The sequence below is a fragment of the Hassallia byssoidea VB512170 genome, from assembly GCF_000817785.2.
In the GTDB taxonomy this organism is placed as follows: domain Bacteria; phylum Cyanobacteriota; class Cyanobacteriia; order Cyanobacteriales; family Nostocaceae; genus Hassallia; species Hassallia carrinoi.
Map to the genome: position 1 here is coordinate 44,895 of NZ_JTCM02000029.1, position 23,557 is coordinate 68,451.

At 42.0% G+C, this 23,557-nt stretch carries 24 protein-coding genes, 4 tRNA genes, 1 other RNA gene and 1 pseudogene; 20 read left to right on the forward strand and 10 right to left on the reverse strand.

From position 1 onward, the window contains the following. Positions 1-172 precede the first annotated feature (172 nt). Together PI95_RS14985 and PI95_RS14990 are read left to right on the forward strand one after the other, a co-directional pair. Entirely contained in the window at positions 173-979 is an 807-nt protein-coding gene (locus PI95_RS14985; RefSeq protein ID WP_052324868.1) for a hypothetical protein, read from the forward strand. Between the two features lie 181 nt (positions 980-1,160). Further along, positions 1,161-2,633 carry an aldehyde dehydrogenase family protein gene (locus PI95_RS14990; protein ID WP_039742627.1) on the forward strand — a complete coding sequence of 491 codons (1,473 nt, stop codon included), beginning with the start codon at positions 1,161-1,163 and terminating at the stop codon, positions 2,631-2,633. On the opposite strand, the gene mazG is transcribed toward PI95_RS14990, so the two are convergent. Together mazG and PI95_RS15000 are read right to left on the reverse strand one after the other, a co-directional pair. Beyond that, positions 2,634-3,443: a nucleoside triphosphate pyrophosphohydrolase gene (gene mazG, locus PI95_RS14995; protein ID WP_039742629.1), complete on the reverse strand. Its 810-nt coding sequence runs from the start codon at positions 3,441-3,443 to the stop codon at positions 2,634-2,636. It lies immediately after the preceding gene. Continuing rightward, the gene (locus tag PI95_RS15000; protein WP_039742631.1) at positions 3,440-4,069 is read right to left on the reverse strand and encodes a metal-binding protein; all 630 of its coding nucleotides are present in this window, start codon (positions 4,067-4,069) and stop codon (positions 3,440-3,442) included. The genes mazG and PI95_RS15000 overlap by 4 nt, the downstream gene beginning before the upstream one ends. 115 nt (positions 4,070-4,184) lie before the next feature. Between PI95_RS15000 and PI95_RS15005 the strand changes: the two genes are divergently transcribed. The 4 genes from PI95_RS15005 to PI95_RS15015 all read left to right on the forward strand — a co-directional run bounded on the left by PI95_RS15005 (position 4,185) and on the right by PI95_RS15015 (position 5,529). Further along, positions 4,185-4,257, forward strand: a tRNA-Val gene (locus tag PI95_RS15005). A 151-nt stretch (positions 4,258-4,408) separates the two neighbouring features. After that, a complete protein-coding gene (locus PI95_RS37160; RefSeq protein WP_336507221.1) occupies positions 4,409-4,519 on the forward strand; it encodes a DUF29 family protein in 111 nt (36 codons plus the stop codon). Further along, positions 4,509-4,877 (forward strand): DUF29 domain-containing protein, encoded by a 369-nt coding sequence (locus tag PI95_RS15010; protein ID WP_336507222.1) that lies wholly within the window; start codon positions 4,509-4,511, stop codon positions 4,875-4,877. The genes PI95_RS37160 and PI95_RS15010 overlap by 11 nt, the downstream gene beginning before the upstream one ends. A 31-nt stretch (positions 4,878-4,908) precedes the next feature. Then, a complete protein-coding gene (locus PI95_RS15015; RefSeq protein WP_039742634.1) occupies positions 4,909-5,529 on the forward strand; it encodes a DUF938 domain-containing protein in 621 nt (206 codons plus the stop codon). An 80-nt stretch (positions 5,530-5,609) separates the two neighbouring features. Here PI95_RS15015 and PI95_RS15020 read toward each other — a convergent pair. Next, positions 5,610-5,682 (reverse strand) — tRNA-Ala (locus tag PI95_RS15020). Positions 5,683-5,796: 114 nt separating this feature from the next. Then, positions 5,797-5,869 (reverse strand) — tRNA-Ala (locus tag PI95_RS15025). An 85-nt stretch (positions 5,870-5,954) separates the two neighbouring features. On the opposite strand from PI95_RS15025, the gene trhO reads away from it, so the two are divergent. Beyond that, positions 5,955-6,887 (forward strand): oxygen-dependent tRNA uridine(34) hydroxylase TrhO, encoded by a 933-nt coding sequence (trhO, locus tag PI95_RS15030; RefSeq protein WP_039742636.1) that lies wholly within the window; start codon positions 5,955-5,957, stop codon positions 6,885-6,887. On the opposite strand, the gene PI95_RS15035 is transcribed toward trhO, so the two are convergent. Further along, positions 6,823-7,500, reverse strand: coding sequence for a class I SAM-dependent methyltransferase (locus tag PI95_RS15035; RefSeq protein ID WP_039742637.1), 678 nt, complete (start codon positions 7,498-7,500; stop codon positions 6,823-6,825). The genes trhO and PI95_RS15035 overlap by 65 nt on opposite strands. A gap of 146 nt (positions 7,501-7,646) precedes the next feature. Between PI95_RS15035 and PI95_RS15040 the strand changes: the two genes are divergently transcribed. From PI95_RS15040 to PI95_RS15065, 6 genes are all read left to right on the forward strand, one after another. Further along, a complete protein-coding gene (locus PI95_RS15040; RefSeq protein ID WP_039742640.1) occupies positions 7,647-9,341 on the forward strand; it encodes an alpha-amylase family glycosyl hydrolase in 1,695 nt (564 codons plus the stop codon). 349 nt (positions 9,342-9,690) lie between these two features. Then, entirely contained in the window at positions 9,691-9,981 is a 291-nt protein-coding gene (locus PI95_RS15045; protein WP_039742643.1) for a hypothetical protein, read from the forward strand. A gap of 322 nt (positions 9,982-10,303) precedes the next feature. Next, on the forward strand, positions 10,304-11,242 hold the full coding sequence (locus PI95_RS15050; protein WP_039742644.1) for a phosphoribulokinase: 939 nt from the start codon (positions 10,304-10,306) through the stop codon (positions 11,240-11,242). A 141-nt stretch (positions 11,243-11,383) separates the two neighbouring features. After that, positions 11,384-12,115, forward strand: a complete 732-nt coding sequence (gene radC / locus PI95_RS15055) for a RadC family protein (protein WP_039742647.1) — start codon at positions 11,384-11,386, stop codon at positions 12,113-12,115. A 525-nt stretch (positions 12,116-12,640) separates the two neighbouring features. Further along, positions 12,641-12,937 (forward strand): hypothetical protein, encoded by a 297-nt coding sequence (locus tag PI95_RS15060; RefSeq protein ID WP_039742651.1) that lies wholly within the window; start codon positions 12,641-12,643, stop codon positions 12,935-12,937. A gap of 99 nt (positions 12,938-13,036) precedes the next feature. Then, a tRNA-Val gene (locus PI95_RS15065) sits at positions 13,037-13,108 on the forward strand. 86 nt (positions 13,109-13,194) lie between these two features. Here the strand turns inward: PI95_RS15065 and PI95_RS15070 are convergent. From PI95_RS15070 to PI95_RS15080, 3 genes are all read right to left on the reverse strand, one after another. Then, positions 13,195-13,404: a type II toxin-antitoxin system HicB family antitoxin gene (locus tag PI95_RS15070; protein WP_039742653.1), complete on the reverse strand. Its 210-nt coding sequence runs from the start codon at positions 13,402-13,404 to the stop codon at positions 13,195-13,197. Then, entirely contained in the window at positions 13,404-13,640 is a 237-nt protein-coding gene (locus PI95_RS15075) for a type II toxin-antitoxin system HicA family toxin (protein ID WP_039742657.1), read from the reverse strand. The genes PI95_RS15070 and PI95_RS15075 overlap by 1 nt, the downstream gene beginning before the upstream one ends. A gap of 79 nt (positions 13,641-13,719) precedes the next feature. After that, a complete protein-coding gene (locus tag PI95_RS15080) occupies positions 13,720-14,040 on the reverse strand; it encodes a slr1957 family protein (RefSeq protein WP_039742659.1) in 321 nt (106 codons plus the stop codon). A gap of 834 nt (positions 14,041-14,874) precedes the next feature. On the opposite strand from PI95_RS15080, the gene PI95_RS15085 reads away from it, so the two are divergent. The 7 genes from PI95_RS15085 (at position 14,875) to PI95_RS15115 (ending at position 22,315) form a co-directional block, all read left to right on the forward strand. Next, on the forward strand, positions 14,875-15,336 hold the full coding sequence (locus PI95_RS15085; RefSeq protein WP_373695706.1) for a pentapeptide repeat-containing protein: 462 nt from the start codon (positions 14,875-14,877) through the stop codon (positions 15,334-15,336). After that, positions 15,333-16,490 carry a 5-(carboxyamino)imidazole ribonucleotide synthase gene (locus PI95_RS15090; RefSeq protein WP_039743971.1) on the forward strand — a complete coding sequence of 386 codons (1,158 nt, stop codon included), beginning with the start codon at positions 15,333-15,335 and terminating at the stop codon, positions 16,488-16,490. Before PI95_RS15085 ends, PI95_RS15090 begins: the two co-directional genes overlap by 4 nt. 231 nt (positions 16,491-16,721) lie before the next feature. Continuing rightward, positions 16,722-16,904: non-coding RNA, 6S RNA (gene ssrS, locus PI95_RS15095), on the forward strand. 893 nt (positions 16,905-17,797) lie between these two features. Next, on the forward strand, positions 17,798-19,039 hold the full coding sequence (locus PI95_RS15100) for an insulinase family protein (RefSeq protein ID WP_039742660.1): 1,242 nt from the start codon (positions 17,798-17,800) through the stop codon (positions 19,037-19,039). Between the two features lie 248 nt (positions 19,040-19,287). Continuing rightward, positions 19,288-20,571 carry a M16 family metallopeptidase gene (locus PI95_RS15105; protein WP_039742663.1) on the forward strand — a complete coding sequence of 428 codons (1,284 nt, stop codon included), beginning with the start codon at positions 19,288-19,290 and terminating at the stop codon, positions 20,569-20,571. A gap of 60 nt (positions 20,572-20,631) precedes the next feature. Then, a complete protein-coding gene (locus tag PI95_RS15110) occupies positions 20,632-21,783 on the forward strand; it encodes a peptidoglycan-binding protein (RefSeq protein ID WP_039742665.1) in 1,152 nt (383 codons plus the stop codon). Positions 21,784-21,961: 178 nt separating this feature from the next. Next, a complete protein-coding gene (locus tag PI95_RS15115; RefSeq protein WP_039742668.1) occupies positions 21,962-22,315 on the forward strand; it encodes a phage holin family protein in 354 nt (117 codons plus the stop codon). 89 nt (positions 22,316-22,404) lie between these two features. Here the strand turns inward: PI95_RS15115 and PI95_RS15120 are convergent, their stop codons facing one another. Beyond that, positions 22,405-22,944 (reverse strand): cobalamin biosynthesis protein, encoded by a 540-nt coding sequence (locus PI95_RS15120; RefSeq protein ID WP_336507223.1) that lies wholly within the window; start codon positions 22,942-22,944, stop codon positions 22,405-22,407. A 283-nt stretch (positions 22,945-23,227) separates the two neighbouring features. After that, positions 23,228-23,461 (reverse strand): annotated as a pseudogene (locus PI95_RS15125) (hypothetical protein); the annotation flags it as partial. Between the last annotated feature and the right edge of the window lie 96 nt (positions 23,462-23,557).

Here is a 23,557-nt window from a genome sequence, read left to right on the forward strand (position 1 = left end):
CTGTCAGAGCATTTCTAATTTATCCAAGCTGTAATTACAAAGGAGGTAGTGAGTAGCGGGTGCGGGTACTGCCTCCTTTTATTGTGTGGGTTAAACCGGATAAAATTCTTGCGTAAATCTTGTTTATAATCCATGCAATACTCTCTTCGCAAAAGCAGGATGAGGTACACCTATGGAGCCGAGAAGGAAAGGCTCTCCTACTGAAGTGTTTTATTACTTAAACTCTATAGTCAAACATCGTCAAAAATCTGTTGAGAATTGGCAATCTTATGTATTGCCGCATAGTAATATTGAAAGTTTAGCCCCGAATCTATGGCATGTAACAGGCACGATGCCTAATCCGATGCTTCCACCACGGGAAATGACGATCTTTAAGCTTGCAGATGGTGACTTGCTGATTCATAGCGCGATCGCTTTAGACTCCGAGACAATGACAACTCTCGAATCTCTCGGAACTCCGAAAATCATGGTTGTGCCTAATCGAATTCATCGCTTGGATGCAACTGTGTATAAACAGCGTTACCCGAAACTCTTGGTTGTTTGTCCATCCGCAGCATTGCCATATGTTGAAGAGGTTGTGTCAGTTGATGGACTTGCCGAAGAAGTTCTACCTAACTATGGAATTGTCTGCCATCAACCTGCCGGAATTCGTCCGCAAGAGCTTGTTTACGAACTACCATTATCACCGGGCAAAGCGTTGGTGTTTACAGACATCTTGTTTAACTTGACAGAATCCTATCTTCAGCAGTACGCACCCAAAGGTAAGCTTGTCCTTCAGTGGATAGGAACCGGTGGGTTCTTCGGAATTACCGAGTTAGGTAAGCGGTTTTTTATGAGCGATCGCCAAGCCTATCGTCAATGGCTTGAAGAATTAGCCGCCAATACGTCTGACTTACACGTAATTTGTGTTGCTCATGGTAGCCCAATTATTACTAACTGTAACCAAAAGCTTTATGAGGCAGCGGCACGATTGTTGTAGCATCATGTAAAGATTAAAAAAGAAGGGCTGAAGCCCTTACTACAGTTAAAGTTTTTTTATATATTTTTATGTAAATCAAATCGAAAAATTACATAAAGAAATTACGATCGGGTGCTGTATATGAACAAACATAATTAATAGATTTAAGCAACTTTTTTTATCAAAGCTTAAGGAGAACCTGATGGTTATAGCTAGCGTACCAGAAAAACAGGTCAAAATTGGTCCCACGCAACTGCTGATTAACAATGAGTGGGTGAATAGTGTTAGCGATCGCCGATTTGAAACGATTAACCCGGCTACCGGCGAGACTATCTGCGAAGTTGCAGAAGCAGATGCACCGGATGTAGATAAGGCAGTGCAAGCAGCTCGTAATGCTTTCACCACTGGGGAATGGTCAAAAATGTCCGCCACCCGTCGCGGAGAGTTACTTTACAAGCTGGCTGATTTAATTGAGCAGAATATCGACGAGTTGGCACGGTTGGAAACTCTCGACAACGGCAAACCGCTGAGTGATTCTTTAAATGCTGACTTACGGCTGGTCATCGCTTGTTACCGCTATTATGCAGGCTGGGCTGACAAGGTGCAAGGTAAGACCATCCCAATTAATGGTCCGTACTTCTGCTACACACGTCATGAGCCGGTGGGTGTGGTTGGTCAGATTATCCCTTGGAATTTCCCGCTACTGATGCAAGCGTGGAAACTCGGACCTGCTTTGGCAACGGGCAATACTGTGGTGATGAAAACAGCCGAACAAACACCGTTGTCTGCGTTGCGAGTAGGTGAGTTAATTATCGAAGCTGGTTTTCCCCCTGGTGTGGTCAATATTTTATCAGGATATGGACCAACAGCAGGAGCGGCAATTTCCCACCATATGGATATTGACAAAGTAGCATTTACTGGTTCTACTGAAGTAGGACACTTGATAATGGAGGCTGCTGCTAAGAGCAACCTCAAACGGGTAACTCTAGAACTTGGTGGTAAGAGTCCGAATATCGTCTTTGCCGATGCTGATATGGATGAAGCGATTCAAGGTGCCCACAACGCTTTATTCTTCAACCAAGGTCAGTGTTGCAATGCGGGTTCGCGGCTGTTTGTGGAAGAAAAATGTTACGACGAGTTTGTCGCTAAGAGTGTAGAAAGAGCCAAGCAACGTGTCGTTGGCAACCCCTTTGATAGTAATACTCAGCAAGGACCGCAGGTAGATAAAGACCAGTTCGACAAGGTGATGAGCTACATTGAGTCGGGTATGCGAGAAGGTGCCCAGATGTTATGTGGTGGTAATCAAGTTGGCGATCGCGGTTACTTCATTCAGCCGACTGTTTTTGCAGATGTTCGCAACGACATGAAGATTGCCCAAGAAGAAATCTTCGGTCCAGTGATGAGCATTATTAAGTTCAAGGACATCGACGAGGTAATTCATTTAGCTAACACCACAATGTACGGTCTGGCTGCCGGGGTGTGGACAAAGGACATTACCAAGGCTTTGGCGATCGCTAATAACGTCCGCGCCGGTACTGTTTGGGTGAATTGCTACCATGTCTTTGACGCTGCCGCACCCTTTGGCGGATTTAAGCAATCCGGAATGGGTCGTGAACTCGGTGAGTATTGTTTAGAGCATTACACCGAAATCAAAACCGTCACGGTGAAATTGTAATTATGACTCTTGTGCAAGTTTAGCTTTAGCTTGTTGCCAAAGTGTTTCTAACTCATCCAAAGTGTAATCGGAAAGGGGGCGGTTAGCAAACGCCTCCATTTTTTGTAACCGTTGAATAAATCGCTGATTTGTACCTTGCAAAGCTTCTGACGGGTCAAGATTATACCATCGCGCAAGTTGAATAATCGAAAATAGTAAATCACCTAATTCCGCTTGTTGTTCTGCTGGTGTTTCCTGTTCTAAAGCTTGTTCAAATTCCGCCAACTCCTCATGAAACTTTGCCCAGACTCCCTCAATATTTTCCCACTCAAACCCAGCCGCAGCCGCTTTTTGGGAAATCTTCATTGCCGCTATCATTGGGGGAAGAGTCTTAGCATAACGACTGAGTTTAGCACTAAGTTTTTTATTATCTGAAGATGTTTCGCCTTTTTCTTCAGCTTTGATTTGTTCCCAATTTTGCCGCACCTCATCAACGCTTTCCACCGACACATTACCAAATACATGTGGATGACGACGAATCAACTTTTGGGAAATGCCTTGAGCGACTTCTTTCAGGGAAAATTGTTGATATTCGCTGGCGATTTGCGCTTGCAGTACTACCTGTAAAAGTAAATCTCCGAGTTCTTCGGCGATCGCATCCTTATCCCCACTTTTAATTGCGTCTACCACCTCATAAGCTTCTTCAATCACATATGGTGTCAGCGTTTGCGGAGTTTGCGCCAAATCCCACGGACAACCACCATCAGGCGATCGCAATTTCGCCACCACATCAATTAACTCTTGTAACGCCGCCAAAGTATCATTAGTCATTTTCCCCTAGTCCCCCTTGTCTTCCTTGTCCCCCTTGTCCCCCTTGTCCCCCCTGTCCCCTTTCTCCCCCCACTCGGTTTACGTTTCTTCATTTTCGCACGCGGCAGCAAACCTTGAACGCCTTGCTTTTGATAACGCTTGTAAGCCGAACCGCCCCAATCGCTGAGAGAATGACTCATAGCACCGAGTTCTAACCCCAAAAATAGTGCTAGGAATTCGGTAGAGTAAGAAGAGAGCGATCGCCCGACATTTTCACTTATATCTTGCCAATTTAAAGTTATATTTCCCAGCTTTGCACCAACTATCAAACCGAAAATTGACAAGATAAACAGCAAAGTCGTTAGATAAAGCACCCGCAGCGTTGTCCCGATTATCGGACCGTGAGAGAAAAAAGAACGATGCCGCAAACGTTTTTGATAAGGTAGCCAAATCCAGCGCAACCAACCCCAGCGCTGAAATTGACGCGAGTAAATATCTAAATCGGGACCAAACATTAACCCACCGAACATAAACCCACCAGCAACCAACAGAGTTAGATTGCCGTTGCGAGTTTGCCAGAAGGCGATCGCCACAACAAAAGGTAAAGCCCATAAAGTAATGCGATCGTGCGTCCGTCCAGAGGGCATAGGGATTTTGGATTTTAGATTTTGGATTTTGGATTAAGCGATCGGCAAAATATTTCTCAAAAATAGTAGCGCGATTTGGAAGACTTTGCTATACTTTATAAATGTGAGTCAAAACGGGCGGTTAGCTCAGTTGGTAGAGCGCCTGCCTTACAAGCAGGATGTCATCAGTTCGAGTCTGGTACTGCCCATTTTTAATTTTGGTTAAATTATAAAAAGCATCAAGTGTGACTCGATGCTTTTTTTGTATGATTATTTGATTTTGGCAACGCATGTGTTGATTTTCGTTCGTCAGCTGTTATCACTCCACTATGCAGACTCCACAAACAGCAAGAAAAAGTAATGCAACTTTATGAAACCGACTTCTACGCTTGGACTCAAAAACAAGCTAACCTGCTTCGTCATCAGCAATGGAATCAGCTTGACTTGTCCAATTTAACCCTTGGAAATTGAATCTTTGGGTAAACAGCAACGTGTTGAACTGCGAAATCGTTGGAGTATCTTAATTGCACATTTACTAAAATGGGAATATCAACCCGAAAAACGAAGTCGTAGTTGGTTAAATACGATTCGCATACAACGTATAGATACGTTGGAATTACTTGCAGAAAATCCTAGTCTCAAACCTTACCTGCAAGAAGTTCTTCAGAAAGCTTATATCAAGGCAATTGTACTCGCTTCTGGAGAAACAAATCTACCTATGAAAACATTTCCCCAAGATTGTCCGTACACGCAAGAGGATATATTAAGCGTTCGCGAAGCGTTGCCGTACTCGGCATCGCTTTTATCCAGGTTCACCCGCCACAGATGAGATAATGGAATAATAGCGATCGCACTCATAGATGAATACACCACAAGATGCACGACAATTCGCACCAGCAACTCAACGCAACCGCGAAGTTATCCTAGAAATACTTTTACAAGTTCTACCCGCAAGTGGCACTATCTTGGAAATAGCCAGCGGTACTGGGGAACATGCTGTATATTTTGCTCCACACCTCAAACCTCGTAAATGGCTGCCAACAGATCCTAATCCGCGATCGCTAGCTAGTATTGCTGCCTGGATTGCACATTCACCATCTGATAATCTTTATCCACCTTTCGATTTTGATGCTAGTGCGTCAGTTTGGACTTTACCAGATACCACGCCAATTACAGCTATAGTCAACATCAATATGATTCACATTTCTGCTTGGGGAGCGTGCTTGGGATTAATGGCTCTTAGCGATCGCATTTTACCACCGGGCGGCATCCTTTATTTATATGGTCCCTTCAAACAAAACGGAGAACATACCTCACCAAGTAATGCAGCTTTTGACAGTTCTTTACGCGCACAAAACCCAAACTGGGGTGTACGTGACTTAGATGACGTTGTAGCAGCAGCAAAAGCGCAAAACCTTAACTTGATAAATACTTACCAAATGCCAGCAAATAACCTATCAGTAGTCTTTCAACATACTTAGGACTTACGCAAAAACTCTATATGAATTACCTCACGCAAAAACGCAAAGGCGCAAAGAATAAGAGTTTAATATACCTTTAATGGAGGTTAGCGGACTCGAACCGCTGACATCCTGCTTGCAAAGCAGGCGCTCTACCAACTGAGCTAAACCCCCAGAAAATTAAAAAAGCAACCAAATCAAACTACTTTCGTCATTTTAACATATATTGTTTTTTTCCGAAAGGGGGACAAACAAAGAATTACTTATAACATTCTATATGTTGAATAATGGAGGTTAGCGGACTCGAACCGCTGACATCCTGCTTGCAAAGCAGGCGCTCTACCAACTGAGCTAAACCCCCAGAAAATTAAAAAAGCAACTAAATCAAACTGCTATCGTGAGTTTAACATATATTGTTTTTTTCCGAAAGGGGGACAAACAAAGAAATGATATTAGTTGTAACATTCTATAAATTTGTCAGCTTGCCAGATTTTGCTGAAAAACAAAGCATTCTGCTGTCTTACTGTCAAGCACAAGAAGTTAAGGGAACGATTTTGCTAGCAAAAGAAGGCATTAACGGTACAATTGCGGGTTTGCGTGACAGGGTTGACTCAGTTTTGTCCTTTCTGCGTTCCGATCCTCGTTTGGCAGACTTAGAACATAAAGAATCTTATACTGACACACCGCCATTTGAGCGAATGAAAGTGCGCTTAAAGTCAGAAATTGTCACTTTGGGTTTGCCAGAAGTTGACCCAAATCAGCAAGTCGGCACTTATATCAGTCCTCAGGATTGGAATGACCTAATTAGCGATCCAGAAGTCACCGTGATTGATACTCGCAACGATTATGAAGTAGATATCGGTACATTCCAAAGAGCGCAAAATCCGCAAACTGAAACATTCCGGCAATTTCCCGATTATGTTCAAAAGCACCTCGACCCCTCGAAACACAAAAAGGTGGCACTATTTTGTACTGGGGGAATTCGTTGCGAAAAAGCTTCTTCTTTCTTGCTTGCTCAAGGCTTTGAGCAAGTATATCATCTCAAGGGTGGCATTCTCAAGTATTTAGAAGAAGTTCCCACCGAAGAAAGCTTGTGGTCAGGGGAATGTTTTGTCTTTGATGAACGAGTTGCCGTCCGTCACAACTTGGAGGAAGGAACTTACGAAAAGTGTGTTAGTTGCGGACATCCAATTTCTGAGTCAGATAAAGCTTCGCCAAAATATGAATTAGGCATTTCTTGCTCATACTGTTTTGATAGCCTTACTGAGGATAAAAGATTACGAATGCAGCAGAAGCAACGCCAGTTAGAATTAGCTAAGAAGAAGGCTGAGGAAGCTTTAACGCCAAAGTCAAACCATCAGCGATCGGCACAAGGCTAAGAGTAATTCGGGAGTCTTGATGTAGCTTTTGATTGAAGGCGCGAATCGTCTTGGTTCTGTTGTCTTGCACTTCGCGATCGGCGACGCGCCCTGACCATAGTACATTATCGATCGCTATCAATCCACCCGGACGCACTAATTGTAATGCTCGTTCATAATAGCCGTCATAGCTGCTTTTGTCGGCATCGATGAAAGCAAAATCAAAGGTTTCCGCTTCACCATTTGCCAGCAATCGATCTAAAGTATCCATTGCCGGAGCGATGTGCAAGTCAATTTTATCAGCCACACCTGCTTGCTGCCAATAACGGCGAGCGATCGCTGTATATTCTTCACTGACATCACAGGCGACAACTTTACCAGATGGTGGTAACGCCAATGCAACTATCAGCGAACTGTACCCCGTAAATACGCCTACTTCTAAAGTTTTCTTTGCACCCATCAACTGCACCAACAACGCCATCAACTGTCCCTGTTCGGGAGAAATTTGCATTTGTGAAAGTGGCTGCTGGTCTGTTTCGTGACGTAGTTGCCGTAAAATTTCTGGTTCTCGCAGAGATATCGACTGCAAGTAGTCATAAATATATTGTTCCAGTCCGAGAGTTTGTTTTCCCATGATGAATGCGATCGCTTTCCTTACACTTTAGAGAATTTCACGGCACGAAACTGCATAACCTAAACTACAACCAGCCTATAAGAACCTAGAACTGCTGCATTAGTTTTGTAGAGCCATTGTACAATCATAAGGGAAGAGAATTTTGCATGACTAGCCCAACTTCAATAGCTGAAATTGACCTGAAGCCGATTCCAGGAAAAAGATATTGGAACTGCGATCGCGAATGGCGAGAAGAGTTTATCTACTTCATGATGGTCGATCGCTTTCACGACGACAAAAACCGCACACCAGTAAACACACCTGCAAGATCCACCGGCGCTGGTACTCAAGAACAACTAAAGAAATTCTGCGGTGGTACCATCAAAGGTATTGAGAACAACTTAGATTACATCAAAAATTTAGGTTGCACAGCTTTGTGGTTAAGCCCAATCTTTGAAAACAACAACGACCCAGATAAATACCACGGCTACTCAATTCAAAACTATCTTGATATTGACCCTCGTTTTGGCACCAAACAAGACCTCATCGACTTAGTAGAAGCAGCCCATTCTCGAAAGATGCGAGTATTTCTCGATGTAGTAGTCAATCATTCAGGCGATAATTGGTCTTATCCAGGTGATTTTCCCTACTATTATTCCAACGATCAACAATTTCCTTTTGGCGAATGGAGACGAGAAGACCGACCAATCCCCAGCGAATTAAGAAACCCTAACTATTATCATCGCCGAGGTCAAATTAAAAATTGGGATGGTTATCCAGAAACTCAGCATGGCGATTTCTTTTCACTAAAAGGCTTTAATAATGAAGACGATGCCGATGGTCTGAAACTTCAGGATGTTCTTATTAAAGCTCATTGTTACTGGATGCGCGAAGCTGATATTGATGGCTTTCGCATGGATGCTGTCAAACACATGGGTGAAGTCGCAGTTTCTCGCTTTTGTTCAGAAATTCGCGAATATGCTTACCGCTTGGGTAAACGCTGGTTTTTCTTGTATGGTGAATTAGTCGGACATGATGATGCGATTAACCGTTACACCGGTCCAAATACCCCAACCCAAGTTGATAGTAAAACCGTTTATTTTGGACTTACATCAGTATTAGATTTTCCCCTTTACTGGACTTTACCAAGTGCAATCAAAGGAATGACTTCTCCCAGCGGTTTAATTAATCGTTATGATGCCTTGAGAGGTCATGCATTAACTCGCGGTGAATTGGGACGTTATTTAGTCACATTTGTTGATAATCACGACCAGATAGGACAAGATTATAAGCGGAGATTTGCCGCAGATTCCCCAGATAAGCAAGTAATTGCAGGTATTGCCTATTTGCTGTGTGCGATGGGGACACCTTGCATTTATTATGGTACTGAGCAAGGATTTTCCGGTAAAGGAAATGGAGATGAGTTTATCCGAGAAGCGATGTTTAACCTTGAGGATTCAAAACAAAGCTATCTCAATCCAAACTGCAATATTTACCAAGAAATCGCCAAAATAGCCCAACTATTTCAAACAAGAGAACCACTGCGCTTTGGTCGCATGTACTTCCGGGAAATTTCTGGTAATGGGCGTGATTTTGGCTTACCTCAAAATCAACCTTGCACTTTAGCTTTTTCTCGCATTCTTGCTGATGAAGAGATTTTAATTGCTTACAATACATCTACCACTGAACGAAGACAAGATTTCGTAATTGTAGACAATAGCATCCACAAAAGTGGCGACACAATGAAGTTTCTTTACGGTCAACAAGAAAGCGTTACTGTACAAAAGCATCCCGATTCAAGTAATCCATCATTATGCGTCAAACTTGATTTAGAACCAATGCAGTTCGTCATTCTGCAATAATATCTTCTTTCATTCGTAGTGAGGACTTTAGTACTCATCTTATTAGAAAGAACTTCAGTCCTTACTACGATATGTTATTTCATTCGTAGTGAGGACTTTAGTACTCATCTTATTAGAAAGGACTTCAGTCCTTACTACGATATGTTATTTCATTCGTAGTGAGGACTTTAGTACTCATCTTATTACGTAGCTTTACAGAAAAACTGTAATAACTTCCGTAACAACTCTTAGTTTTTCTCAAAAGTAGACTTTTACATTCATCATATATTGATGATTTATTTAATTTAACTTACTTTTTTAACTGTTTCTTAAGGATATAAAAGTAATGTAATCTTTAGGAATCAAAAAAATGTTATTTAAAAAGAGTATTTTTTTACTTTTAACTACAGCCACAATGCTAACTACATCAAGTATAGCAATGGCTGATTCATTAATTAGTAATGGTGGTGGTGGCGATTATAAATATCAACTTTGGCGTAGCACTGATAACACCGAATATTTCTTAAAAATCTGGAATCGCGATTCATCTACAAATAGCGCACCTTCATATATTACCCATAGTTTTGAATCTAGTCGTGATGCTCTAGATTATTTCGATTGTAATTACGCTAACAAGTCTTTACCTTCTTGTCCGCGCTAAATTTAGAAACCCGGTTTCTCCAAGATTAGAAACCCGGTTTCTTAGAGAAACCGGGTTTCTGAGTATCAGGCAAATCATTATAAAGGTAGATGTAAGAATCTTGCATCTACCTTTATTATTACAAAATTAAATTTAGTAACAAACCGTTTATAAATCGATACAAAGTAATTGCGTATGGCAAAAAAGCATTGATTGTATGTAATTTCGTCAGAAGTACGTGAGTATTTTGATTGTTAAGAGACATTTTTATCTGAAATTAGATATGATTACTTTCTAAAATAAGTAAAATAACATACAAAACATTTATGACTTTGGGGGTATGATGAGCCGTCCAATAATTCTTGGCATCGTTGGTGATAGTGCAGCAGGTAAGACAACACTGACTAAAGGAATTGCTCAGGTACTAGGAACCGAGAATGTGACGATCATCTGCACAGATGATTACCACCGTTACGATCGCACGCAACGAGCTGAAATCGGTATTACAGCTTTACACCCTGACTGCAACTATCTTGATATAATGCAGCATCACCTGTCTCAACTGCGGATAGGACAGCCAATCCTCAAGCCAATTTACAGCCACACAACCGGCACCTTTGAAGCACCAATATATATCAAGCCTGCAAAATTCGTAATTATTGAGGGATTGCTAGGTTATTCAACTCGCGGCGCCAGAGATTGCTATGATGTAAAAGTTTACTTAGCACCTCCAGAATCGCTACGCGCTGAGTGGAAAGTCAAGCGGGATACGCAAAAGCGCGGCTACACTGAAGAACAAGTGCTGGCAGAATTAGATAAGCGCGAACCAGATTCAGAACAGTTTATCCGTCCCCAGCGGCAATGGTCTGATATAGTAGTTAGTTTTTATCCGTCGAGTGAAGATGAAGACCAAGCAAACGGACACTTGAATGTGCGGTTGGTACTGCGTCCGACAATTCCCCATCCGGATTTTACTGAGATTATTAAATTTGGCAATGGTAATTCTAACTCAGCGATTCGTTTGGGATTAGATCGAGATATGGGGAAACCTGTTGATGTTTTAGAAGTTGACGGTCATGCAACTTTGGAACAAGTTAATAAATTAGAGCAGCTGATTTGTTCTGATATGCCTCATCTAAAAAGTATATGCGATCGCGAAAGCAATCCAGAGTTAGGTAAAATAGCCGGTACAACCGACGAAACACTCCAAAGTTACCCGCTTGCTCTCACGCAGCTGCTGATTACTTACCATATGCTCAAAGCAACCCAAATCCACCACTAATCTTAGCTTCTTTATGAAGCTAATATTTCGATAACCAGAGAAAATTGACTAAAATTAAAGATTTTGTCAAATCACAATGGTTTGGAGAGCAAACAAGAGATAACTAGAGATAGGTTCATCTATCTCCAGTATATTCTCTATATGACCTACTGCCTCAGAGTTGCCGATATACCAACCAGTGAACGTCCGCGAGAACGGTTAATGACACATGGAGCGAAAATTTTAGCCACAGCGGAGTTAATCGCAATTTTACTAGGTACTGGTCAAGGACAGGGAAAATTATCAGCGATCGGTTTGGGGCAATATATTCTACATGAATTGGCAAAATGCGATCGCGACCCTTTAGCAGTATTGCGAGAAGTTACCCCCGCTGAGTTAATGCAAATACCTGGTATTGGTCCTGCGAAGGCGACTACCATTTTAGCAGCAGTTGAACTAGGTAAACGAGCTTTTCAATCTCGCCCTTTAGACCGTACACCAATTGATAGTCCAGTTGCGGCAGCGGCAGCTTTGAGTCAAGATTTAATGTGGCAAACTCAAGAACGCTTTGCAGTACTGCTATTAGATGTTAAGAATTGTTTGCTGGGGACGCAAGTTATTACCATCGGTACAGCCACTGAAACTTTAGCACCTCCCCGCGAGATTTTTCGCGAAGTTATTCGTCATGGAGCAACGCGGGTGATAGTCGCGCACAATCATCCTTCTGGTAACGTTGAACCCAGTCAGGCTGATATCGACTTGACACGCCAATTATTAGCCGGAGCGCAGTTTTTAGGCATTCCCTTGTTAGATCATCTCATATTAGGCGATGGCAATCACCAAAGTCTGCGAGAAATTACAGCTTTGTGGGAGGACTATCCGCAGGGCGATTAAAAATTCGTAATTCATAATTTATAATTCATAATTATGTACTTGAGGGATTTAAACCCCCGATGTAACAGGAAAGCCCGACGAGGCACCGGGTACAAACCCTTTTTAATTATGAATTATAAATTAATAATTATTAATCGCCTAAGATATAGTCGATAGGTTCAGATTCCCGATTTGAAGAAGTCGGGAAGCTTGTGCTATACAAATTGTTATATATGCATAAAGGATGATGTTTTTATCGTTTGTTTTTGCATATGTCATAAATCTTTACTATTTTTATCCTTAAAGTGCATAACCTGATTTGATTTATTTCTATATCTGTATCAGAATGCATTTTAGTTAGCTTTGGGGAATCTCCCCAAAGACAAACGGAGTGGAAAACAATTATGCGTTGCCCTGACGGTACAAGTGTAGGGACAATTCATGAATTGTCCCTACGACGCAGGACACTCCTATGTCTGAAGAATACAGTTTCTCACAAAATGCAAAAAACTGCACGCAAACTCAACATCTCAAAGGAGAAAAAACATGTCTAAGAATACGAATGATTTGCTGGTTCATGATTTAGAAAAAGCAAGATTATCTGGCAATGAAAAGAAATCCTTGCCTCCAAATTCTTTCCAAAATCCCTTTTCCGTCGCATGGTCGAAGTTGGTTGATTTGATTGATGCTGCCCTAGCCAGCAAGCCAGAAACATCAGAAAATTCTCAACAAGAGCAATACGAACCAGATCCGATTAGAATGCACCAGTTCTATTCTCGCTTCACAGATCGGGTTGATCCTTCGCTCTACTACACTATATTTTCTCCCTACGACAGGTTTTAAAAGCAACTAAGGTAAGGGGAAGCTTTTTTCACTACCGTCGCTTCCCCTGTTAAAAGTTGCTATTTGCCCTCTAAATATGTTAAAACAAAAATCTTGCTTGGGCGATTAGCACAGGGGTAGCGCACATCCTTCACACGGATGGGGTCACTGGTTCAAATCCAGTATCGCCCATTTTATTTGTCGAATCACTTATTTCCAAATCAATTATGCTTTTGGCAAACGGGTGGTGAACCTTGAGGCTTTCTGTAAAAATACCCTCATGATGCTTCCACATATTCACATAAAGTTGTTGGTTCCGGAATAAGTAAATTATCCTCGCGCAAACTTTGTAAATGAAAAGCGATCGCTTCTTGTATTTGTTGCTGTGTTTCTGCAATAGTTGCACCTGTTGCCACACATCCCGGCAAATCGGGAACGTAAGCTGAATAATTACTCTTAGCTTTTTCAATCACAACTGCATAAAGCATTAGTCTTCTTCCTTCTCTTCACTGCCTTCTATATCTTCTTTTTCTTTCTGTTCTATTAGTTGCGCTTGTTTAAAAATACTGTTTAACGTCCCCAGCGCTAAATCATCAGATAATTTGCCTGGAACTGTTACCAAACCAGCTTTTGTTGGATGCTTATACTGTCGATGACTTACCCTAGTTCTAGCAAGATACCAGCCATCTGCTTCTATTAGTTTAATAATTTCACGGACTTTCATCTATTACCTTTAGCATTAAAAAAGAGCGAATAACTGTTTCGCTCTTTTTCGCTTTTCAGTTTTGCTTACTACTTAAAGCCTAAATATCTTCTACTTCGAGTTGAGCCATCGTTACCGCATCAAAAGCAAAAGCCAAAACTAATGGCATTGGACATTTTAACAAATAGCTAGAAACTACAGCGGCAATTGTTGTCACTACTGCTGAAATCGACAACCATCTTTCCTCAGCAGTTAATCCCTTTTGAGCTTTAATTACGTTCAAAACTTTGGGAGGAATTGGTTCCGGCATTACTGCCATTGGCGGAAAAGCCCAGTAATTGTTACGTCGCTCAACAAATAAATCTGTCCAGCCATTTTCTTGGCACCATTCTTCGATCCATTCAATTGAGTAATGTTTCATAATCAAAGTCGGGAATTTGGACGAGTGGAAATTTCTGTAGAAGTTAAATATTAGTTACTTGATTTCTGCTCTGCCCACCAACCGCCCTATTAGTTAACGATTGTCCTTTAATGGTTAAGCTTTGTTAAGCATGTGAAACATTTCTTATATAACGCTCAAACCATGCTTTTCTTAATTACAAGACTAACAGTAATTTATAGCCTCTTGGCGTTAAAAGATAATAAACTTTACTCAAACAGCTAAACATGAAGAATTGTAAACATGAGTGTGAGTAGTTGCTTCAATTGAAAAGAATATATATAGCAATCCTAAATCATTCGTGAACAACAAGAACCCCGGTTTCGCACAAGTTACCGGGGTTCTGAGCTTTGGTGAGTAGTTGCTTCAATTGAAAAGAATATATAATCAGTTGATATCAAGGATAACAAGCTTTTCAAAGATATTTATAAATAAAGAATTGTAAAGAAATCAGGGAGTGCTTACCAATGTTTATGAAAACCTCTAACCCTTTGCTAGTAAGACTTACACAATAAAATATTGGGGTAAAACAAGTTGCTGTGTCAAAGATACTCGCTTGTCTAATTGTGCCGCAGATGAACAATATTTCTTTAACAAACGCTCTTATTGTTATCATCCGTATTTGATGCCGCTATCAACCTTAACAAACTGTTACTTATCGCCAGCTAGAAGTTAACGAAGAAAAGTCCAGGGACTTGCGGTAAGCTAAACTTGATGCGTTGCGATCGCCCCCAGCGGTTCTTTGACCATCGCGTGAGAACACACAACCAGCAAGCGAATATGTTTTTGCCGCAAAAATTGGCGTTAATTATCTTGATGATTGTATTTTGCTTGAACTGGGCAACACCAGCACTTGCAGACTGGACTCATCCATTGTCATTTAGCAATGCACAATTGACAAAACGGGATTTTTCTGGGCAAAGTTTGCAAGCAGCTGAATTTTCTAACGCCAATATGGAACTAACTAACTTTGCTGGTGCTGACTTGCGAGGGGCAGTCATGAGTGCAAGCACGATGACACAAGCGAATCTGCATCAAGCAGATTTAAGCAATGCACTCGTCGATCAGGTAAACTTAACAGGGGCTGATTTGAGCGATGCCAATTTAACAGAAGCTCTTTTGCTTGGCGCTGTCTTTACTAATGTAGACATCAAAGGTGCAGATTTCAGCGATGCGATTTTGGATAAAGTGCAAATCAAAGAACTATGTGCAAAAGCCAGCGGTGTAAATTCTCAAACTGGCGTAGAAACTCGTGATTCTTTAGGATGTCAACTTTGAAGCGTGTTGGTGTAATTGGTGGTGGACAACTCGCCTGGATGATGGGAGATGCCGCACAAAAGCTAGGATTAGAATTGGTGGTGCAAACTCCTAACAAACAAGATCCGGCTTTCGCGATCGCATCTGATACAGTTTTAGCTAAAATTGACGATGCCACAGCCACCGCTGTTTTAGCAAGCTTATGCGATGTCATCACCTTTGAAAACGAATTTGTTAACCTAGACGGTTTATCCATCCTGGCAGATCGAGGCGTTTGCTTCCGTCCCTCTTTAAAAGCTTTAGCTCCGCTTTTAGATAAATATCATCAACGCTGCTATTTACGCGACTTGGGTTTACCTGTCCCTGAATTTTTCGCTGTCGAGCCTCAAGACAACGAAAAAATCGCATCTTTTGGTTTTCCCTTAGTTCTCAAATCCCGTCGTCACGGTTATGACGGTCAAGGTACTTTCATCATCAAGGATTTTGCGAGTTTAAAGCCCAAGCTAGATTATAATATCACAGAAAGTGCTTTTTTGATAGAAGAATTTATTCCTTTTGAACGAGAGCTAGCGATAATTGCAGCGCGTTCAGTCGATGGGGAGGTTGTAACCTATCCGGTGGTGGAAACTCAGCAAGAAGAACAAGTATGTCGGCGGGTAATTGCGCCGGCACAGATTACACCTCAACAAGCAGCAGAAATAGAAGCGATCGCTCACACTATATTAAATAGCCTGCAAGTAGTAGGCGTTTTTGGGATTGAGCTATTTCTCACCGCAGACGGAAAAGTGCTGGTAAATGAAATTGCCCCAAGAACGCACAATTCCGGGCATTTTTCCCTTGATGCTTGCGAAACCTCGCAATTTGAGCAGCAATTGAGAGCGGTGTGTGGTTTGACTTTGGGTAATCCCGCTTTGCGTTGCGCTGGTGCTGTGATGGTTAACCTTTTGGGATATGAAAATTCTCAAAGCGATTACGAACAAAAGCGATCGCTCTTACAGCAGATTCCCCAAGCGCACCTGCACTGGTATGGTAAAACTGAATCGCGTTTGGGGCGCAAATTAGGACACGTCACCGTTTTGCTAGATAATCAAAATGAAGCGATGAATGTCGCCCGCAGCATAGAATCTATCTGGTATCCGAATACCCCCACACCCATAACACCCATAGGCTTCTAGCCTATGGCTATACGAACGAAGGCTGCCTACGCAGCCTAAAAACCCTATTTTTTATTTAGCCCACGTTCGCGTAGCGTGTCCCTTAGGACAAGGTAAGCTCTGTATGTATAGCCGAGGCAGCGCGTTGCGGGGGTTCCCCCCGTTGTAGCGACTGCCGTCCACCCTTCTAGGGTGAGGGTTTATTTTCCACATAAGACACACAATATCTTTTTGATAGTTATAATGGGTGAAGTTGCACTACGACGTTGGTGACTGCCATCAAGTTTTTTGATCTATGCCTTTAAAGAAAAGGGAGTCAACTGTTCTCGTGGCAGTAGACCGAGCAACGACTCGGAAACTTTAAACGAGGAATTCGGTTCCCACCTGGATAAACCCAGGTCATAAACTTAGGTAAAACGGCGTCGCGGTGAACTTAAAATTTTTAGCTCCTACATTCTTTGCTGACTGTGGGAGCTTTTAACTATTTGACACTCCCTGACCTAAAGGTACAGGGATTCACAGGGTAAACGAGTCCACTTAGTTTAAATCCCTTGCGGTATCTAAACCAGAGGTGGTTCTCTCCACGCCAGGTGCTACAACGGGGGGAACCCCCGCAACGCACTGGCTCCCAAGCGTTAACTTTCCGAGGCAAGAGCGGTAGTTGGATGATTCCAAAATTTGTTTGTTTAAAAATCTGATCGTCTAGTTCCCATGTTCGCGAAGCGTTCCCGAAGGGTAGATTTTACCTATTCCTGGGAGGAAACTAGAACTATGGAATAGAACCCATCAATCTTCAATTGTCTTCGCGTTAGCGTCTCCCCTTGGGAGAAGGTACAGACTGCCGTTAGGCATTTAGGTTTTTATACAGGTTGATTACCGTTCCTGTTAAACCTGATTTTACCAAAACGTGAATAAGGCGTAAACACCTTAAACCGTTTTCATCCTTGGGCTGTTCGCGTAGCGTCTCCCCTTGGGAGAAGCCACAAGGTTTTCAACGAGTGTCTTTATAAAGTCGTCAAAGCTTGAATTTACGTAGGGGCAATTCATGAATTGCCCCTACAAGACTTTAGTCTTATATATAAATCATTTATCACCGAGTTAATAAAAAATTATATAAGAGACAGCAAAACAAGTTATTTTATGCATTTTAGCTGCATTCAGGATGCAAATTACCTATATATAGAAGTTCGGAAATCGAATCTACATCTTTTGTCAGGAAATCTGTATAAATTGCTTCTAATTTAGATATCAATAAAAGATAAGATAGTCAAAACTGCGTTAAATTTTGGTGAAAGCAGCAAAAATTGTCACAACAGCTAATTAATACGGTGTTTCCAGCCTCAGTTTTTCAACTAGACAATGGTGTAACCTTTATTCATCAGGAAATTGCTACCACCCCTGTAGTAGTGGCTGATGTTTGGGTGCGTGCTGGTGCAACAAGAGAGCCAAATCCGTGGTTCGGCATGGCGCACTTTTTAGAACATATGATTTTTAAAGGTACAGCGACGCTGCCCCCCGGAGTATTTGACCAAAATATTGAAAATAGAGGTGGCGTGACTAATGCCGCTACCAGTTATGATTATGCTCATTACACTCTCACCACAGCTGCCACATATCTAGAAGATACTTTGCCTCATTTAGGGGAACTGTTGCTGAATGCTGCAATTCCCGAAGAAGAATTTGAACGAGAACGGGATGTGGTATTAGAGGAAATTCGTCAAGCGCAAGACGATCCGGATTGGCTGGGATTTCAAGCTTTGATTCAAAGCGTCTACCCGCAGCACCCCTACGGACGTTCGGTGCTGGGTACTGAGCAAGAATTGATGCAGCAATCAGCACAAGCAATGCGCTGTTTTCATCGCGCTCACTATCAACCAGAAAATATGACGGTAGTAGTAGTCGGGGGAATTGGAGAAAAACCAGCTTTAGAATTAGTAAATCGCACCTTTGAAAATTTTGGCGATCGCACCGATTGTCCGCAGTTTGAATCAGTAGTTCAACCAGCAATTAGCGGTATTCGTCGTCAAGAACTACATTTACCACGCTTAGAGCAAGCGCGGTTAACAATGGCATGGACAGCACCAGGAGTCGAAAAACTCCGCAGCGCTTACGGTTTAGATTTATTATCAGTACTGCTAGCAGAAGGAAGAACTTCGCGCTTAGTTCGCGATTTGCGAGAAGAACTGCAATTAGTGCAGGGAATTTGCGCTAATTTGTCTCTCCAACGAGATTCGAGTTTATTTACAATTAACGCTTGGTTAGAGCCAGAAGAACTAGAAAAAGTTGAATATTTAATTTGCACTCACCTGCAAGATTTGCAGAATGTGGAAATTAGCGATGCTGAACTGGCACGTACCCGCAGACTGCTATGTAATGAATATGCCTTTTCTACGGAAACGCCAAATCAACTCACCGGGCTTTATGGTTACTATAACACGATCGCCCAAGCTGAATTGTCCGTTACCTATCCCCAGCAAATTCAGTCATTTGATGCTCAAGAACTGCAACAATTAGCTAAAGATTATCTTTCCCCGCAAAATTATGCAGTTACGGTACTCAAACCTTCTTAGTCATTGGTCAAGAGTCAAGAGTCAAGGGTCAAGAGTCAAGAGTCAAGGGTCAAGAGTCAATGGTCAATGGTCAAGAGTCAATGGTCAATGGTCAAGAGTCAATGGTCAAAATATCTTTGACTTTGGACTTTATACTCTGGACTTTAGACTTTGGACTTTGGACTTTAGACTTTGGACTTTGGACTTTGGACTTTAGACTCTGGACTTTGGACTTTGGACTCTTGACTGTTAACTCTTACTTTTGACTAATGACTCAAACTCTAAAATCTTCTATTTCTCACTCGCCGATCGCTCGCACTGTGTTGAGCAATGGCATCGTATTATTGGTAGCAGAAAATCCCGCCGCTGATATCATTGCAGCGCGGATTTTTATTCGTGCTGGTAGTTGTAACGAAAATCCACAACAGTCAGGGTTAGCGCATTTATTATCTACAGTCCTGACAAAGGGATGCGATGGACTTTCTAGCTTGCAAATTGCCGAACATGTAGAATCTATGGGGGCAGGTTTGAGTGCAGATAGTGCCGCCGATTATTTTTTGGTGTCATTGAAGACTGTTACCGCAGATTTTGCAGATATTTTGGGTTTGGCTGGGCGAATTATGCGATCGCCTACTTTTCCCGAAGTTGAAGTAGAACTCGAACGGCGTCTAGCTTTACAAGATATTCGCTCTCAAAAAGAGCAACCATTTACCATCGCCTTTGACCAACTGCGCCAAGTAATGTATCAAAATCATCCCTATGCTATGTCACTGCTGGGAGATGAAACAACTATGGGCAGTTTGACTCGCGCCGATTTAGTCAAGTATCATCAGACATATTTTCGTCCAGATAATCTAGTAATTAGTATTGCCGGTCGAGTCACACTAGAAGATGCAGTTACTTTAGTAGAAAAAATATTTGGTGATTGGCAAGCTCCATCGGAACCACTGCCAAAAGTACATTTTCCCCATATAAAGGTTGAACCACAGCAAAGACTCAAAGCGCAACAAACACAGCAATCAGTCATTATGCTGGGTTATCTCGGACCATCAGTGCGTGCTGCTGATTATGCTCCCTTGAAGTTGTTATCTACCTACTTGGGAAATGGGCTTTCTAGTCGCTTGTTTGTGGAATTGCGCGAAAAACGCGGTTTAGCTTACGAAGTATCTGCATTTTATCCCACAAGGCTGCATCCCGCCTCATTTGTAGTTTACATGGGAACCGCGCCGGAAAATACCAGCATCGCTTTAACCGGACTGCGAACAGAAGTAGATTTACTCTCTAGCAACCAACTAGAAGAAAGCGCACTTCAAGCCGCGAAAAATAAGATACTGGGGCAGTATGCTTTAGGTAAACAAACTAACGCTCAAATTGCTCAAGTATACGGCTGGTATGAAATTTTGGGGTTAGGAATTGATTTTGACCAAGAATTTCAGGAGTTAATTGCCGGTGTGAGTGTTAAAGATGCGATCGCCGCAGCTAACCAATATTTACGGGAACCTTATTTATCCTTAGTCGGTCAACAAAAAGCTATTAATAGTGCAATCAACTAGCTTTTTTGTAAAGCCAAGGCGCTGTACTATTAGCATGAGAATCAACCGGGGGTAAATTCCATGAAAGGCAGCCAGACAGTAAGTAGAACTAACTACTTACACACATCAATAGCATCTCGTTTTTTTTCTGCCAGCAAGTTTTATTTGTTACCTCTCTGCTTTGCTACACCTGTGCTAATTGGCTCATCCGTAGTATCATTTGCAGCACCACCACAAATTGCCCAAGTAGTTGTCGGAGGTAGCGTCAATCGTCCTACCCTAAAACTTGGTAGTCAAGGAGAGCGCGTCTCTGAATTACAAGGAGCGCTGAAACTTTTAGGCTATTACACAGGTACAGTTGATGGAAACTTTAACCAAACGACTGCTAACGCTGTTTCTCAGTTTAAAAGCGCAGCGGGTTTGGCTCCTGATGGCATTGTTGATGGTAACACTTGGGCTAGACTTTTCCCAGGTGAAGGAACGGTAGCTTCTTCCCCTGCTTCACCTAACCCCGCAGCTAAGTTTCCCACTCCTGAGCCAAAACCGTCTAGCCCAACGACAACAAGCACCTCACAAACAACCGTCAGACAATCATCACCCGGCAGTGGTACTTCAACCAGTAGTTCTGAGCAAACTATTCGTACTACCTCAACCAATTCCGGTGGACAAACTTCTAGTTCTGAGCAAACTGTTCGCACTACTTCAAACAATGGTTCTCGCGAAACTGTTCGCACTACTTCAACCAATGGTTCTCGCGAAACTGTTCGCACTCGCCAAACTCCTCGAAACCAAACTGCTAGTTCTGGGGAAACTGTTCGCACTCGTCAAACTCCTCGAAACCAAACTGCTAGTTCTGGACAAACTTCTCGCACTCGCCAAACTAGCACTTCTGGACAAACTTCTCGCACTCGTCAAGCTAGCAGTTCTGGACAAACTTCTCGCACTCGCCAAACTAGCAGTTCTGGACAAACTACTCGGCAAACGCCTAGTATTCAATACACCGCAGCAGGAATGCCGATTTTGCGGATAGGAATGCGCGGTCCTGAAGTTGTTAAACTGCAAGAAAGACTGAAAAGACTTGGTTTTTTGGATGGTGATGTAGATGGAGATTTTGGCGCATCTACTGAAGCAGCGGTGAAAGCTGCACAACAACGCTATGGTTTAGAAGCTGATGGTATAGCTGGTGGTGCTACTTGGGACGTTCTCACACGGCGTCGCAGTCAAGCGCGTTAGATTACCTCTTGCGATTGATGTAAGACAAAAAGAGAATTTTACATAACGATTATTTATCAACTGTAGTGAGTCGATTTTCTTTCACCTGAAGTTTTCAGTACGAGAAAATCGACTTATTATTTAATTACTTCGCTTAAGATAAGGACTGAAGTCTTTACTACGAAAATGTAATAAACTTATGCGACACTTTTTGTTAACTTGGTTAGGGACAGCGATCGCTTTGCTGATTACGGCTCATTTCGTTCCTGGCTTTATCGTTAAGACTTTTGTCACAGCGCTTGTCGCTGCCGTTATTCTAGGGCTAGTTAATGCGATCGTCAGACCGATTTTAAGTCTTTTGACTTTGCCAATCAACCTGATTACTTTTGGGTTGTTTACATTTGTGATCAACGCCTTTACACTTTGGCTAGCAAGCGTCCTTACTCCTGGTTATGGTTTTGAGATTCGCGGCTTTTTGCCTGCTTTGTTAGGTTCAATTGTGCTGGCGATCGTTTCTACCATAATTAATTACTTACTCAGAGTAATTCACTAGATAAAGGTAAAAAAAGATATTTTTTTAGATTACTGTTTTTTGATAAGTCATATCATGTCCGTAACCAAAACACCCAGATCCCCGACTTCTTAAAGAAGTCGGGGATCTATTTGGGCTTGGGCAACGGCTATTGTCACTGTCCCTTGTAGACTAGAAGCTGATAAATTTTGATGATTGGAGCTTGATTTAAATATTTGTTTCGGAATCAGCAGAGTTTGACACTTAGCTGCTAGTAAGGCTGCGGCTTCAGCTACACTGGGAGTTCCCCTATGAAGCGCAACAACTAGGGAAGAGTTGGGGACATCAACAGAACTGAGAACATCTGAGGGAAAGGTTTTCAAAGGCAAATTGCGTTGATGACAAAGTTCTAGCAAACCGACTTCTGATGCTTTAATGTCGATAGTAGCAATCCCGGCGATCGCACTCAGATTCAATTGATTTTTTTTAAAAGTTTCTTCAATCGCTATTGCAATTAATTCTTGCGAAGTTCCACTCTTACAACCAATTCCCACCCACAAAACTTTAATTGTTTGTACTGTAACATTAGCGACAGAATTTAGATTTTTGGTCATAATAGCAAATTGGCTAAAAAAATAGCGATCGCCCAAAATAATCTTAAATCGTCGCAAACAACCGCCATTAAATGATTCGTTTTATTTAGTATCGTATTGATACATCAAAATTGATCATTATAATACTGTTCCATCCAAAAATAATCTATATATTGCTATTAAGCACAGTAGGAACGCCGAGGGGGAAACAAGGTAAAAGGTAAGGGGTAAATTTCCTTCTTCATTTTTGCGAAAGCAAGCATGGTGATGAAGCAGGCTTTTTGCTTGTAATATCTTGGTGTTTCACTAATTTGACTACTTCGTTGCAACAATCTTTACAGTTGCAACGGAGTTTTGTTATTTAATGATACGATGTCGTTTGCTCGTTCTTCCCCGCTACTTCCTCTGCACCAGCTTTTAAGCGACTAGATGAACTTCTGCGGATGCGTTCGCTTTTACGAACACCACCTGCCATTTCATATTCGCGGCTATCTTTGCCGTATTTAAAGGCAACTCCAGTCAACATTTTGTCACAGAGATCGGCTAAGGTTTTTTCTAATTGATCCATTTCCGTTTTGGAAGAGTCAATCACGGTTGACACTCCCCGCCATAAATGGACGGGGATTCTGTAATCTACGTCAGAATTTGCTCTAACAGGTTTTCACCAATTAGCGTAGAGATTCCAACTCCT